Below are 14,783 nucleotides of genomic sequence, written 5' to 3'. Positions count from 1 at the left end.
AAAGGCTAATTCATTTAATCTCAACTATATGAAAAGACTTTTACGCACTCCACTCTTGTTTTCTATTTTAGCCTTTCTTTCCCTGACCTTTTCAGGTCTCCAGGCTCAAAATCTGAAAAAAACGCATGACGATGCTCCTCAAAAAGGACATAGTCTGTACAAACAAACCAAAATCTATGACAGCAAAAAAGGGCCAGTTGGTGTGGCTCCAAAGCCAGTTGGTGATCGTGCTGTAGACCGAATGACCTATGAGCATAGGCAGGTCCAGGATCCATTCACCAAGAAAATTCCCGAACATATCAAAGAACGGGAAGCTGAGTTTGTTGGTAAAATTGACTCCACCGATATTCAATTACAAATGTCCAAAGCCTATGGTGGTGAAGCTTCCAAAAAGAAGTATTACTACTTTAGGAACAGGGGACCATTTAATGTGGGTGGAAGGACCCGCGCCTTGGCTCTGGATATGAATGACGAGAATACCATTTTTGCCGGTGGTGTTTCCGGTGGTCTTTGGAGGTCTACCAATGCTGGGGATACCTGGCGTCGGGTAACCCGTAAGAGACAATCACCCAGCATCACTGCAATCGTTCAAGATCCCAGAAAAAATCGACAACACATTTGGTACTATGCCTCTGGTGAGCGATTTGGTAATTCAGCCGGTGCACCTGGGGCTTTTTATCAAGGTTCTGGAATCTACAAATCGTATAACAATGGTAGAAGTTGGTTTAGATTGCGCAATACCTCGGACAACGATGTAACCTCCTTTTCCTCTTTTGATTTGATCAATAGTTTGGTGGTTCATCCGCAAACCGGACATGTTTATGCCGCTACGTTTGACGGCTTATTTAAATCCAAAAATGGGGGACGGTCTTTTGATGAAGTACTCCCCAGTGGATTTGATAGCCAAACCGAGGTCATGGTTACCCCAGGGGGAACACTTTATGGTACCGTGGACATTTTTGGTGGGGAAAATGCCGGATTTTACACCTCTGAAGATGGCGACACATGGACCAATATAACACCCGCAGGTCTTTTTCCTTCCTTCGGAAGAACCGTGATGGCTTATGATCCCTCCGATGAGAATAGAATTTATTTCTTCTCCTACGACCTGAGCAATGCCGGGGAGGCGTTCTTATGGAGATATCAAGCCGATGCTGAAACCCCAGAAGAACAATGGGTAGATCTAACAGCAAACTTGCCCATAGGTATTGGGGGCATTGCTAGCGACCTGAACCTGCAAGGGGGTTACAATATGGTGGTAAAGGTACATCCAACCAATTCGGATATCGTATTTCTGGGCGGGACCAACCTATATCGTTCCACATCTGGGTTTACCACGCCGGCAGGCTTTCTCAGTTGGATAGGGGGCTATACCATTTTCAGTGATAGTTTTGGGCTGTATCCCAATCATCACCCGGACCAGCACAATTTGGTTTTTCTACCTTCCAATCCCAACAAGGCTATTTCTGCCAACGATGGTGGAGTACAGGTAACCGAAGACATAACCATTACCACGGAGCCTGTTAGCTGGACATCACTAAACAACGGTTATATCACCACCCAACCTTATGCCATAGCCATAGACCCAGAGGGAAATAGTGAAGATGTGGTGGCAGGATTCCAGGATAACGGTACCTGGTTCACCAATTCTACCAATGGACAGGATCCATGGGAAGAAGATTTTGGGGGAGATGGTTCATTTAATGCCATAGCCGACGGCGGACTGACTCGCTATGTTTCAGCGCAGTTCGGGGTTGTATTCCGATTTAATTTTAATGAAGCTGGGGAATTTATCTCCTTTACAAGGGTACAACCTTCAGGAGCCAGTGGATTCGATTTTGTGGCTCCATTCATCTTGGATGCCAATAACGATAACATCATGTACATGCCCGCTGGCGACCGAATGTGGCGAAATAACAACCTGGATGAAATTCCATTGTTCTCCAATGCCCCCACCACGGTAAACTGGGTGCGCCAAGACCAAACGGCAACCCCAGATGGTTCCCTGATCACAGGCCTGGACGTGTCCAAATACCCTGTGGCGAATAGATTGTATTATGGAACCTCAACAGGGATGATCTTTAAAATGGAAAATGCCAATATTGATGACCAACCTCCTGTGGACATCTCCACTGGGAAGGGGCTTCCGGCAGGAAACATCAACCAGATTTATGTGGATCCCAACAACTCGGATAAGGTTTATGCCGTATTCTCCAACTACAATATTGTAAGTCTGTTTATGAGTAGGGATGCAGGGGAAACCTGGGAGAGCATCAGTGGTAATTTGGAACAAAACAAAGATGGAACCGGAAACGGGCCTTCCGTTCGTTGGTTCGCCATTGGAGGAAACAACAACATTTATTATGCAGGTACAAGTACTGGATTGTATGCTTCCTACTACCTCAATGGGGATAAGACAAGATGGTATAGGGAACCCTGCATTGTGGGTAATGTGGTGGTACCACAAATTCGAACTAGGGAAGATGGTTTTGTAGCGGTAGCCGCCCACGGAAATGGTATCTACAATGCCAAGTTCTATGCGTCAAGATCTCCAGAAGCCAAGTTAAGCGTGGCCTACCTGCTACCAGATCTTGTGTTGCCCATTAGCAGTGCTGACAAGGAGGTGAATGTAAAAGATCTCTTTGTGCACTCTAGGGGAAGGGACATTTCCATAGAGTTGACCAATTCCAATCCCGCATTGGTCACTGCTGAGCTGGATGGCGACGTGGTCAAACTCTCGTTTGCCCCAGGAATGGAGGGCAGTTCCGCCATTGGCTTAATTGCCAAATCGGGCAAGGAGCAGGTTTCAGAAGGATTTACGGTTACACTTACAGAACTTCCCATTTATGAACAAAATGAAGCGGCCATTGGAAGTAGGCCCTCGCAATTGTTCCCCGATTTCGGTGGAGCCCTAGCGCAATCCGCCGACGATTTTATTGTACCATCGGATAGTCAATGGACGGTAAACAGTGTTGTGGCATTTGGTGGTGCCAATAACGGACCTTTGCTTACAAGTGCCAATGTGGTGATTTATCAGGACAATGGAGGAGTGCCCGGAGCCGTCGTGTACGATAGCGGTGCTGTTTCACCCTCGTCCGAGCCAACAGATAGCAATATCAACATTGAACTTCCGGAAGCGGTGGTTCTGGAGGCAGGGACATATTGGTTGTCCGTATACGCCAATCTCAACTTTACACCGGATGCCACGCAATGGTTCTGGCTCACCCAAGCCGGTTTAATTGGCAACGAAGCCGTTTTTAGGGATGTCGGTGACCTCTTTGGAACCGGAGCAGTGGATTGGACCGCACAGTCCGCTGCATTTGGAGATGCCATCACCGATCAGGTATTCCAAATTTATGGAACAGTTGATAGTGGGTCTGGAGGAGACACTGCTTTGCAGATTCCTCCTTCGGGACAAGCAGGACAAGATCCCCAAAACCTGGCGACCCTGGATACCGAAGTGATTACGGCGGTATGGCCAAATCCATCCACGAATCAATTCTATTTTGCGCTTAAAAATAGTAGGGACAACAAGGTAAGCGCCCAAATATTTAATATTCTGGGACAAAAGGTATTTGACCAGAAAGATGTGGACAGTTCCAAACCCCTTATTTGGAATGCTTCCAATAGTCCAGATGGTATTTACTTTGTAAAAATTACCGGTTCTTCGACCAAAGAAAATTTCAAAATCATTAAAAAATAGGATTTGAAAGAATTTAAAAAGGGTGCGATCTAATCGCGCCCTTTTTAACATCCAATCCAAAGGTTTTGACGTATATCCTTAAAACTAGAAGATATGAAACCTGCCATCTTACTTTTGCTTTTTGTTCTGGGTCAGTCATGTTCCAAATCGCAAGACGGTCTTTTGACAGAAAATCCGCAGATGCATGAGCAAACCATGGGAGACAATGAAGAAGCTGGAAACAACCTTCCCAATCAAGAAATGTTAGGCCCCAACGAAATTGTTTTTGAAATTAAGGTGATTTCAGAAGTCCAAGAAAACAAGGAATTGTGTGGAATCTCCAAAGAGTATCTCTACAAAATAGAAGTGTTGAACATTAAGGAGTCGGGCGGAAGTGTACAACAAAAAATCTCCAAAAATCAGCAGATTTCGGTGGCATTTCTTTTTGAACCGGAACAGTTGGAAGCCAACACAACCTTGGAGGCCAAAGCGCGGGAGTCACTTTGCCAAGACGCTTCTACAACATATTTTACTGTTATTGCCCACAAAATTTTGGATTAGCCCCTTTTTTCTCCTTACATTGAGTATCCTATTTACTCGTAAGGATGAAAAAAGTTTTCTGCGTTGGTGAACTACTTGTAGATTTTGTTGCTGAAAAACAGGGCAGTGACCTCACTAAGGCCAATATCTTTACTAAAAAAGCCGGCGGAGCTCCCGCAAATGTTGCCTGTGCTATTGCCAAACTGGGTGGGAAAAGTGTTTTTATTGGAGCCGTTGGCGAGGATCCTTTTGGCAAATTTTTATTGAATGTCATCAAAAAAGAAGGGGTCGATATTTCCTTGGTCCAAATTTCCAAGACGTTTACCACCCTTGCCTTTGTCTCCTTGGCCGAGGATGGGGAACGGGACTTCGTTTTCAGCAGAGGTGCGGACAGGGAACTGGTCTATGACCCTTCTCTTCGGAAAGATTTAGCTGGAAACATTTTACATTTAGGTGCTGCCACCGCATTGCTTGGCGGGGAATTGGAAAAGGCCTATGGCAAATACTTGTTCGATGGACTCACCAAAGACATGTTCATCTCTTTTGATCCAAATTTTAGGGGAGATCTTTGGAAGGATAATGAACAGCAGTTTATAAAAAAGTGCATGCCCTTGATTGAAAAATCCCATCTCTGTAAGTTCAGTTTGGAAGAAGCAAAACTCCTTTCCGGGAAGACTGATCTGGATGAGGCCTGCGATTATCTGCATCATGCCGGAACCCCAATTATTACAGTGACGCTTGGCAAGGAAGGAACGCTTTTAAGTATGGGGAAACACAGACAAATGGTGCCCAGTATAAAGGTGAAGCCGATTGATACCACTGGTGCTGGGGATGCTTTTATAGGTTGTCTCTTGAAACAAATTGCAGATATGGATAACTTCAGCCTACTTCTTGAAGACTTTGATTCCCTTCTAAATATGGTGGAGATGGCCAATAAGGCAGGAGCCATCACAACGACCAACTATGGTGCTATTCCCTCATTGCCCACTAAAGCCGAATTAGGTCTCTAACATGAATCAGGCGGCTCTTCATAAACTAGTTGCAAGCAGGGCAAAAGACAAGAGTCCCCAAGCCCTTTTCGAACTTAGGCTGAACACCAACCTAAGTCTCATTCAGCAGTTGTTTTTTTCGTTGTACCCCGTGGAAAAGCACAATAAGGATTTCGATGACCTTCTAAAGCTTTTTCCCAAACTGTTTGCACTAAGGTCTAAGGAACTAAGGCTTCAGGACATTAAAAGGTTGGATGCAGGAACTTGGTACCAAAACGAGGAAATTGTTGGGATGCAACTGTATGTGGAAAACTTCAACACGGATATAAAGGGCCTCCAACAAAAAATACCCTATCTAAAGAACTTAGGAATCAATTTTATCCATGTAATGCCCATTACCACACGCCCAAAAGGAGAAAGCGATGGGGGTTACGCCGTGAATAGTTACCAAAAGGTTGATAAAAAATACGGCACACAGGAGGACCTTTTACATCTAACCGCCGAATTTCGAAAACAAGGTATTTTGCTGATGTTGGATTTTGTTGTGAACCATACTTCAGACGAATATCCTTGGGCAAAAAATGCCAAGAAAGGAAATAAAAAGTATCAAGATTACTACTATACTTTTGAAAACCGAAGTACCCCAGACGCTTTTGAAAAGGTACTTCCAGAGGTATTTCCTGAAACAGCACCTGGGAATTTTACCTATATCCAAGAAATGGATCGCTGGGTGATGACGGTTTTCAACAATTACCAGTGGGACCTCAACTATACCAACCCAAAGGTATTTATGGAAATGTTGACCAATTTGGTTAAAATGGTCAATTTGGGGGTGGATTTGGTCCGTTTCGATGCCTTGGCATTTTTATGGAAAAAAGTCGGCACCATTTCCCAAAACCTCCCCGAAGCCCATAACCTAGTTGCATTGTTCCGAATGTGCTTGCAGGTAGTGGCTCCAGGCACCATTTTCCTTGCCGAAGCCATAGTGGCCCCCAAAGACATCATCAAATATTTTGGAGAAGGGCCAAAACTTGGAAACGAATGTGAACTGGCCTACAATGCTTCGTTGATGGCGCTTTTATGGAATTCCATCGCCACAAAAAAAACAGGTTTGCTCTATAAAAGTCTGGAGCGTGTCCCTGCAAAACCAAAAGAAAGTACCTGGATAAATTACATTCGCTGTCATGACGATATTGGGCTCGGGTACGATGATGGTTTTATTCGTGAAATGGGATGGAACCCCCCTGAGCATCGAAAGTTTTTATTAGACTATTATTGCCAAAGACTGGATTGGTCTCCAGCCACAGGATTGCTTTTTATGTACAATCCCAAAACCGGTGATGGAAGAATTACTGGCAGTGCGGCCTCCTTGTTGGGGTTAGAAAAGGCACTGGCATCCGGAGATGGGGAACAAATTCAGCTTTCGATTTCCAAAATAATCCTATTGCATGCCCTAATCCTTTCCTTTGGCGGAATTCCTATGATTTATGCCGGGGACGAAATTGCCACTTTAAATGAATACTCCTTTGAGGAGGACCCAGCCAAAAGAGGGGACAACAGATGGGTGAACCGGCCCCAACAGAATTGGGCCTTGGTAGAAAAATTGAATGACAAGCAACTGCCCCAAAGCCAAATTTATCATACCCTTAAGCATCTAATTGCGGTCCGAAAAAGCAATCCCATATTTGCAGATTCCAATAATCTGAAACTGCATCACGGTGGGAACGAACATGTGTTGGTATTCGAGCGAACCCACCACTCCAATAACGGACTGCTGGTCATCGGTAATTTTGATGAAAGACCCCAGGTCATTGATTTAGCTTGGGTTATGAAGTTGGGCTATTTTACAAAGGGTGAACCTATGGATTTGGTGTCTGGGGAAAAAATTGTGGTCAAAAGTGGACTGTTGGAGCTCAAACCCTATCAAGTACTTTGGCTGAAAAAAGCTTAGTTATACCTTACTTTCCTTAATATCCTAAGGGATTCCTTTAGGGATTGGTAAATGGCGGAATCATACCGTTGTAATAGAGGCCGGGCCTGCTCCATTTGTTCTTTGGCCTCTTCAAAACCATTGAGATAGCATATAAGATAGGTTGCCGGCAAATGGGCCAAATCCGTATTCTCGGCCTTGTTCAGTCCAATATTCTTTTCCAGTTTTTGTATCAGGGAATTGTTAGTGTTCAATACGTGGTACAGGGTTTTTTTATCGTACTGTGGGGGTTCAAAAACCAATTGGCTATTGATGGTATATTTTCCATTGTCCGAAAAGGTAATAACCATCTCCTCCAAGGGGTAGTATTTTTGCTCCGAGCCCAGTCCTAATTGGACAAACTCAAGAGTGGTAAATGAATCGTCATCATACGCAATGGTGATTTCATCCAAAGCGGAGTAGAACAGCTTTACCTGCTCGTTGATCAGTTCAATATCGACCCGTGAAAAATAGGTCTTGTCGTTGACCTTTTTCTTGTTCCCTGCCCAACAGACAATAAACTGTTCCTTGAAGACCTTGTAATCACTGGTAAGATCAGCATGTCTATTGTTGATAAAGTTGATTACGGCATCCAAGGTGAGTTCAATATTATTTCGGGCGTGTTGCTCTATGGTGGCAACCGCTTCCGAATTAATGTCCTTTAATTCAATATCAAAGGCCTTAGGGAGACTGATACTTCCTTCCCTGAAAAAAACCGCCCCTCCATAATACTTCCATATGTTCTTTCGTAAGGCACATACTTTTCCATTGGATTTAATGGTGACCAATCCCACCACTTTTCCTTCTGGCAAATGCGGGAAGGGGATGTTCTCATAAGATATGATTGGAGGGTTGTCCAAATAGGCGTTGACCAAGTTTTGAATCTTGCTGTCGTCAAAAAAATCAACCCCAACAATTTTGTTGTCCTCATCCTCTACCCCAATTACAATAAAGGAATTGTTTTTTGGATTGCTGTTGGCAAGCGCGCATACATGTTTTAAAAATTTCGCCTTTCCTTCCTTTTCCCCGATAGTGATGAATCGTTTTTTGTCGTAAAAACTATTTTCATCGTTGTGGGCGAGCAGGTTTTTTACAAGGAGACGTTTATTGATCATTTTGCTACGCTTTGGGGCAGGGCAGGGAAGCCCACCATTGGGTCTGTACTCTTAGCCATCCATTTCCTCCCTAACCATTTTTATGGACAATTGTACTGCTGGCTTGAGCCGTGGACATCACAACCAGGTCAGCAATGTTTACATGGTACGGGCGGGTGATCACAAAGTGGATGATGTCTGCAACGTCTTCGGCCACCAAAGGCTGAAAGCCTTTGTACACGGCTTTGGCCCTTTCGGTATCGCCCTTGAATCGTACATCGCTAAATTCGGTCTCCACCAATCCCGGGTTCACGGCACCAACTCGAATTCCATGGGCATTCAAATCAATTCGCATGCCCTGGTTTACGGCATCCACGGCATGTTTGCTTGCACAGTATACGTTTCCCTTGGGGTAAACTTCTTTTCCTGCGGTGGATCCAATGTTGATGATATGTCCAGATTTTCTTTCCACCATTTGCGGTAATATGGCTTTGGACATGTAAAGCAGCCCTTTGACATTGATATCCAGCATGGCATCCCAATCATCGAGACTACCTTGGTCTATAAGGTCCAGACCATGTGCATTGCCGGCATTGTTGATCAATACATCTATTTTGGCAAAGGCCTCCGGCAGACTTTCAACTGCTGAAAATACAGCGTTCCTATCGCGCACATCGAATTTTAAGGTGTGCACTTGGGTTTGCTCACCCAGTGTTTTTTTTAAATCTTCCAATCGTTCTTCACGCCGCCCACACAGCACCAGTTTGAAGCCTTTTCCCGCCAAAAGTTCGGCCGTAGCCTTTCCTATACCACTGGTAGTTCCGGTAATCAATACTGTTTTTACATTCATAATTCTGTTTTTAAAGCACTTCCCGTCCTTGACTTGCTTCCAAAAGGGCAAACCAATCTTGTAGTTCCAGTTCAATATGGATCGCCTTGGCCGAAGCGCTTATTCTTTCTTTGGTTGTAGTTCCTATAACTGGTCTAGGGCAAGCTGGATGTTTTAGCATCCAAGCCAACAGGAGTTGACTATCATCGACCCCATATTTTTTTCCTAACTGCGATAATATTTCCTTGATTCCGCTGGTTTGCGGATTGTCTTCCCGGTATACATTCCCCAAGGGACTCCACGACATTGCTATCCGTTGATTTGCCACACAATCGTCAAAGGTGCCGTCATACATCGGGTGCAAGTGGGTCAGTGAAAATTCCACCTGGTTGGCCTCCACCGAAATAAACTTGTCCAGCATGGCAATCTGCGATGGGGTAAAATTGGAAACCCCAAAGTGCCTGATCTTACCACTTTCCAATAATGAATGGATTGCTTCCGCTACTTCCGCCGGATCCAAAAGAGGGCTAGGGCGATGTAAAAGGAACAAATCCAAGTAATCTGTCTTTAGTTTGCGGAGCGATTCCTCTGCAGACCAAACAATGTACTCCTTTCTATAATCGTAATGCTTCCGACGGTTGTCCCTCCCCGAAGTCATCTGGATTCCGCACTTGGTAATCAGCTGGATTTTGGACCTATCTATATTGCTCTCGGCGAATGCCTTCCCAAATTCAGCTTCAGTAGAATAATCCCCGTAAATATCCGCATGATCAAACGTACAAAGCCCATTATCCAGACAATGCTCCGTCAATGCTATCATCCCATGTTTTGAAAGTTGTTTTCCCCAACTCCCCCATGTCATGGTTCCTACAATAACTTTGGAAAAATATTCCTTACCGGGCATAGCAAGTGAAAGTATAAAATTAAACCCTTAAAACCTTCATAAAACTGGGGTTTCACGGATTTTTTTAACCATTAATTAACAGATGGATTTTAAATTAATTTTCATTTTGCACTTCAAGAAAAAAATTGACATAAATATCTAACAATAAGAGTTTATATGGAAGAAAACACTACTATGGATATTAGTGCTGTGAATGAGAAAATTGCCCAGGAAAGTGCTTTTATTGATTTGCTCACCCAAGAGATGAACAAGGCCATAGTTGGCCAAAAACACATGGTGGAAAGATTGCTTATCGGCCTTTTGGGCCAAGGGCATATCCTACTCGAAGGGGTTCCAGGACTTGCAAAGACCCTGGCTATCAATACACTCTCCAAAGCGGTAAAGGGAAGTTTTAGTAGAATACAGTTTACCCCCGACCTTTTACCTGCCGATGTGGTGGGTACCTTGATCTATAACATCAAGGAAAATGATTTTTCCATTAAAAAAGGTCCCATTTTTGCCAATTTCGTTTTGGCGGATGAGATCAACAGGGCCCCTGCCAAAGTGCAATCAGCCCTACTGGAAGCAATGCAGGAAAAGCAAGTCACCATTGGGGACGAAACCTTTAAATTGGATGCTCCCTTTTTGGTAATGGCTACACAAAACCCGGTTGAGCAAGAGGGAACCTACCCGCTACCTGAAGCACAGGTGGACCGTTTTATGCTAAAGACCGTCATCGATTATCCCAAACTAAACGAGGAGCAGCTGATCATCAGACAAAATCTAAAGGGTTCCACTGAAGAAGTAAAACCTGTGGTTTCCATAAAACAGATTTTGAGTGCACAAAAAGCTGTTAGGGAGGTGTACATGGATGAAAAAATTGAAAAATACATCTTGGATTTAGTGTTCGCCACACGTTATCCGGAAAAATACAATCTTGAAAACCTTAAGCCCCTTATCAGTTTTGGAGCTTCTCCAAGGGGAAGTATCAATTTGGCCAACGCTTCCAAATGCTACGCCTTTATCAAAAGAAGGGGGTATGTAGTACCTGAAGATGTAAGGGCCGTTGTTCACGACGTACTAAGGCATCGTATAGGTATTACCTACGAAGCTGAAGCTGAGAACATCACTTCCGAGGAAATCATTAACAAGATTGTCAACGAGGTAGAAGTTCCTTAAACAGGCACTTTAGTGCAATAAGGCAACTTCAACACAACAACTTACCATCACCTTAACCTGAGAGCTAAACACGGTTTGCTTATAGATGGATACGAAAGAACTACTTAAAAAAGTACGGAAAATTGAGATCAAGACCCGGCGTCTTTCCGACCATATTTTTGGTGGGGAATACCATTCTACCTTTAAAGGTAGGGGGATGACTTTCAGTGAAGTTCGCCAGTATCAATTTGGGGATGATGTAAGGACCATTGATTGGAATGTGACCGCCCGTTACAACGAACCCTATGTAAAGGTGTTCGAGGAAGAAAGGGAACTTACGATGATGCTTATGGTGGATGTAAGCGGCTCCGAACTGTTTGGGACAGCCAACCAGTTTAAAAAGGAAGTTATCACTGAGATTTCCGCAACACTGGCATTCTCTGCCCTACAAAACAATGACAAGGTGGGACTGATCCTATTTTCTGATGATGTGGAACTCTTTATCCCTCCAAAAAAAGGGAAAAGCCATGTGCTCAGGATTATTCGGGAGTTGTTGGAATTTACACCAAAAAGCAGCGAGACCAATATTGCTGAAGCCCTAAAGTTCCTCACTAATGTAATGAAGAAGAAAGCCATTGTTTTTGTACTATCCGACTTTATTGCAGATGCGTACGACAATACGCTTCGCATTGTGGGCAACAAACATGATGTTACCGGAATCCGGGTATATGATGCCAAAGAAGAATCCATACCTAATTTAGGGATGGTGCAAATGCAGGATGCCGAAACTGGAGCACTTCAATTGGTGAACACACGATCAAAAAGGGTTCGTGATGCCTACAGCGTTTTCCACAGAGAGAAGGTGGATTACTTCTTGGACTCCTTTACAAAATCAGGTAGCGGGGTGATCAATTGCCGTGTAGATGAAAGCTATGTGAAAAAGCTCTTGGGCTATTTTAAAAGAAGAGGATAATGCAGGCGAATAGAGGGAAGAACATAGAAAATAGAAATAGGTCGTTGCTAATCCAAGGACTAGGCTACCTTATGATATTTATGGTTCCCATATTTGGGTTTTCACAAGCTACCTCCAAGGTAACCGCCGAAATTGACACCACGGGAATCAAAATTGGGGAACAAATAAAATACACCATTACCGTAGAAACAGATTCCTTGAATGTGGTTCATTTTCCGGAGGGCCAGACTTTTTCACCTTTGGAAAAAGTGGAGGCGATCATGCAGGACACGGTTAAGAATAACAATAGGGTAATCCTTCAACAGATTTATGCGCTCACCCAATTTGATAGTGGCGCCTATACCATTCCTCCCCAGCGTATTGCTATCAACGAACAACCTTTTTTCACCGACTCTTTCAATATTAAGGTGGCCGATGTGGTGGTGGATACCACCAAACAGAAGATGTACGATATTAAGCCACTCATTGAAGTGGAAAAAAGCTATGCCAAATTATGGTTTACAATTCTTGGGATAGTTCTCGCTCTTTTAATTATCGGTGGCCTGGTCTATTGGTTCTATTTTAGAAAAAAACCATTGACCGAAGAGGAAAAAGTGGCCTTATTGCCACCCTACGACAGGGCATTGCTGGAATTAAAGAAACTGGAGAATTCCAGATACCTCATCCAGGATGAATACAAAAAATATTACTCCGAATTAACGGACATTGTTCGCTCGTATCTCGAGGAAGATGTGCATGTTTCCGCTTTGGAAAGCACCACCGCCCAATTGATTTCCAAATTGGAAATGCTTAAGGACGCCGGAGAACTCAACTTGGAGCATGAAACCATCGTCCAATTCCAAAAAATACTCCAAACTGCAGATTTGGTGAAGTTTGCCAAGTCCAAACCGTCCACTTCTGTAGCTGAAGAGGATCGCAAATTGGTAGAACAAATCGTGGTTAAGACCCATGATGCCCTCCCCGAACCCACGGAAGAAGATTTATTGCTCACCGAAGAATATCAGATGGAGCTCGCCAAGAAAAGACAGCGAAAACGCATCTACTTGGCCGCGGCCATATTTGCCGGGCTTATCGTTTTAGGTGGGGCTTTTTCCGTTGCTTATTATGGCTTTAAAGAGGTTAAGGATACCGTATTGGGCCATCCGACCAAGGAACTTTTGGAAGGGGAATGGATTGCAAGTTCGTACGGATACCCGCCCATAGAAATAGAAACCCCAGAAGTACTGATCCGGCAAGAGGTGGAACTCCCCGAAAAGGCCGCCGAGGTCATAAAATCGCATCAAACCTTTATAAACGGAAAGGTCAACGGCCTATTCTCGGTCTCAACCAATTCCACTACCTATAAAGAAGCAATTGACCCTGATTTTGAGGCTGTAATAGAGGCAAATTTGGCCCAGTTCGAAAGCATGGGGGTAAAAAATATGTTGACCAAAACCGATGAGTTCAATACAAAATCCGGAGTAGCGGGCATCAAAACTTATGGTACAGGGTCGTTTGAACATCCTTTGACCAAAAAGTCTTCCAGAATCGATTATACGATTCTGTGTTTTGGAGGAAAGGGCTTTGTTCAACAAGTGATCATATATCACGAAAAGGGAGATTCCTATGCGGAGCAAATTGTAAATCGGATGTTAAACTCCTTAGACGTAAAAACACAGGTATAAATGTTTGATAATATCGAATTCGCGAACCCACAATTTTTCTGGTTGCTACTGGTGCTTCCGGTGGCTTTGCTGTGGTACCTGTTCAAACATAGGGAAGAGGTGGCCTCCCTGAAAATTTCCAGCATTAAAGGGTTCACCATTGGTAGCTTGGCCTCCAAATTAAGGCCGGTGCTCATTGCGCTGCGATTATTGGCTTTGGCTTCCATAATAACGGCCTTGGCCAGGCCCCAAATCGAGGACATCTCCACGAGAACCAAGACCACAAAGGGGATAGACATTGTTATGGCCATAGATGTATCATCAAGTATGTTGGCCCGCGACCTAAAACCCAATAGGCTTACTGCCCTTCGGGAGGTAGCCGGGGAATTCATTAAAAAACGTCCCAACGACCGAATTGGTTTGGTGGGATATGCCGGCGAAAGTTATACCAAAACCCCAATTACTAGCGATAAAACCATTGTGTTGAATGCCCTTAGGGAAATCTCCTATGGCGATTTGGAAGATGGAACCGCCATTGGCATGGGCTTGGCCACTTCAGTAAACCGATTAAAGGAGAGCAAAGCCATTAGCAAGGTTATTATTCTGTTGACGGATGGGGTGAACAATTCTGGTTTTATAGAACCCCAAACCGCTGCCGACCTTGCTGCAGAGTTTGGTATAAAAACGTATACCATAGGTCTGGGAACCAACGGAAATGCCCTTTCACCTGTTTCTTATAACAGGGATGGCACGTTTAGGTACGGTATGCGACAAGTTGAAATTGATGAAGCCTTATTGAAGGAAATTGCCAAGGTTACCGGAGGGGAATATTTCCGTGCTACCGACAACGAAAAGTTGGAAGAGATTTACGACGAAATCAACAAGCTTGAAAAAACCGAGGTAGAGGAGTTCAAGTATTATAAATATGATGAAAGGTACCGCCCCTTGATATTTTTGGCGGGTATTTTATTGCTGTTGGAGTGGGCATTGCGAAACTCCATTTTTAAAAGTTTTATTTAATCC

At 44.0% G+C, this 14,783-nt stretch carries 11 protein-coding genes; 8 read left to right on the top strand and 3 right to left on the bottom strand.

Annotated features, from left to right (window positions below; all coding sequences use genetic code 11):
* Nucleotides 1-28 precede the first annotated feature (28 nt).
* The 4 genes from M3P07_RS12905 to M3P07_RS12890 all read left to right on the top strand — a co-directional run bounded on the left by M3P07_RS12905 (nt 29) and on the right by M3P07_RS12890 (nt 7,162).
* A complete protein-coding gene (locus tag M3P07_RS12905) occupies nt 29-3,703 on the top strand; it encodes a T9SS type A sorting domain-containing protein (RefSeq protein WP_249970340.1) in 3,675 nt (1,224 codons plus the stop codon).
* Nucleotides 3,704-3,796: 93 nt separating this feature from the next.
* Nucleotides 3,797-4,243, top strand: coding sequence for a hypothetical protein (locus M3P07_RS12900; RefSeq protein ID WP_249970339.1), 447 nt, complete (start codon nt 3,797-3,799; stop codon nt 4,241-4,243).
* Nucleotides 4,244-4,287: 44 nt separating this feature from the next.
* Nucleotides 4,288-5,232: a carbohydrate kinase family protein gene (locus M3P07_RS12895; RefSeq protein WP_249970338.1), complete on the top strand. Its 945-nt coding sequence runs from the start codon at nt 4,288-4,290 to the stop codon at nt 5,230-5,232.
* A 1-nt stretch (nt 5,233) separates the two neighbouring features.
* The gene (locus tag M3P07_RS12890) at nt 5,234-7,162 is read left to right on the top strand and encodes an amylosucrase (protein WP_249970337.1); all 1,929 of its coding nucleotides are present in this window, start codon (nt 5,234-5,236) and stop codon (nt 7,160-7,162) included.
* Here M3P07_RS12890 and M3P07_RS12885 read toward each other — a convergent pair.
* The 3 genes from M3P07_RS12885 to M3P07_RS12875 all read right to left on the bottom strand — a co-directional run bounded on the left by M3P07_RS12885 (nt 7,159) and on the right by M3P07_RS12875 (nt 10,007).
* Nucleotides 7,159-8,295 carry an ATP-binding protein gene (locus M3P07_RS12885; RefSeq protein WP_249970336.1) on the bottom strand — a complete coding sequence of 379 codons (1,137 nt, stop codon included), beginning with the start codon at nt 8,293-8,295 and terminating at the stop codon, nt 7,159-7,161. The genes M3P07_RS12890 and M3P07_RS12885 overlap by 4 nt on opposite strands.
* A 70-nt stretch (nt 8,296-8,365) precedes the next feature.
* Nucleotides 8,366-9,124 carry an SDR family NAD(P)-dependent oxidoreductase gene (locus tag M3P07_RS12880; RefSeq protein WP_249970335.1) on the bottom strand — a complete coding sequence of 253 codons (759 nt, stop codon included), beginning with the start codon at nt 9,122-9,124 and terminating at the stop codon, nt 8,366-8,368.
* A gap of 10 nt (nt 9,125-9,134) precedes the next feature.
* Nucleotides 9,135-10,007, bottom strand: coding sequence for an aldo/keto reductase (locus M3P07_RS12875; RefSeq protein ID WP_249970334.1), 873 nt, complete (start codon nt 10,005-10,007; stop codon nt 9,135-9,137).
* Between the two features lie 156 nt (nt 10,008-10,163).
* On the opposite strand from M3P07_RS12875, the gene M3P07_RS12870 reads away from it, so the two are divergent.
* From M3P07_RS12870 to M3P07_RS12855, 4 genes are all read left to right on the top strand, one after another.
* Nucleotides 10,164-11,165 carry an AAA family ATPase gene (locus M3P07_RS12870; protein WP_249970333.1) on the top strand — a complete coding sequence of 334 codons (1,002 nt, stop codon included), beginning with the start codon at nt 10,164-10,166 and terminating at the stop codon, nt 11,163-11,165.
* An 85-nt stretch (nt 11,166-11,250) separates the two neighbouring features.
* The gene (locus M3P07_RS12865; protein ID WP_249970332.1) at nt 11,251-12,117 is read left to right on the top strand and encodes a DUF58 domain-containing protein; all 867 of its coding nucleotides are present in this window, start codon (nt 11,251-11,253) and stop codon (nt 12,115-12,117) included.
* A gap of 71 nt (nt 12,118-12,188) precedes the next feature.
* The gene (locus tag M3P07_RS12860) at nt 12,189-13,781 is read left to right on the top strand and encodes a BatD family protein (protein ID WP_417952749.1); all 1,593 of its coding nucleotides are present in this window, start codon (nt 12,189-12,191) and stop codon (nt 13,779-13,781) included.
* A complete protein-coding gene (locus M3P07_RS12855; RefSeq protein ID WP_249970330.1) occupies nt 13,782-14,780 on the top strand; it encodes a vWA domain-containing protein in 999 nt (332 codons plus the stop codon). It abuts the gene before it with no gap.
* The last annotated feature ends 3 nt before the right edge of the window (nt 14,781-14,783 follow it).

Origin of the sequence: Flagellimonas myxillae, from assembly GCF_023502235.1 — a bacterium.
GTDB lineage: Bacteria > Bacteroidota > Bacteroidia > Flavobacteriales > Flavobacteriaceae > Flagellimonas > Flagellimonas myxillae.
The sequence above is the reverse complement of the archived record's forward strand: the minus strand, read 5'-3'. Positions and strand labels throughout refer to the sequence as shown.

Bases quoted from the DNA above. Each gene is read 5' to 3' on its own strand.
- M3P07_RS12870 (WP_249970333.1), top strand. From the start codon at position 10,164: ATGGAAGAAAACACTACTATGGATATTAGTGCTGTGAATGAGAAAATT.
- M3P07_RS12885 (WP_249970336.1), bottom strand. From the start codon at position 8,295: ATGATCAATAAACGTCTCCTTGTAAAAAACCTGCTCGCCCACAACGAT.
- M3P07_RS12900 (WP_249970339.1), top strand. From the start codon at position 3,797: ATGAAACCTGCCATCTTACTTTTGCTTTTTGTTCTGGGTCAGTCATGT.
- M3P07_RS12875 (WP_249970334.1), bottom strand. From the start codon at position 10,007: ATGCCCGGTAAGGAATATTTTTCCAAAGTTATTGTAGGAACCATGACA.
- M3P07_RS12880 (WP_249970335.1), bottom strand. From the start codon at position 9,124: ATGAATGTAAAAACAGTATTGATTACCGGAACTACCAGTGGTATAGGA.
- M3P07_RS12905 (WP_249970340.1), top strand. From the start codon at position 29: ATGAAAAGACTTTTACGCACTCCACTCTTGTTTTCTATTTTAGCCTTT.
- M3P07_RS12890 (WP_249970337.1), top strand. From the start codon at position 5,234: ATGAATCAGGCGGCTCTTCATAAACTAGTTGCAAGCAGGGCAAAAGAC.
- M3P07_RS12860 (WP_417952749.1), top strand. From the start codon at position 12,189: ATGATATTTATGGTTCCCATATTTGGGTTTTCACAAGCTACCTCCAAG.
- M3P07_RS12855 (WP_249970330.1), top strand. From the start codon at position 13,782: ATGTTTGATAATATCGAATTCGCGAACCCACAATTTTTCTGGTTGCTA.
- M3P07_RS12895 (WP_249970338.1), top strand. From the start codon at position 4,288: ATGAAAAAAGTTTTCTGCGTTGGTGAACTACTTGTAGATTTTGTTGCT.
- M3P07_RS12865 (WP_249970332.1), top strand. From the start codon at position 11,251: ATGGATACGAAAGAACTACTTAAAAAAGTACGGAAAATTGAGATCAAG.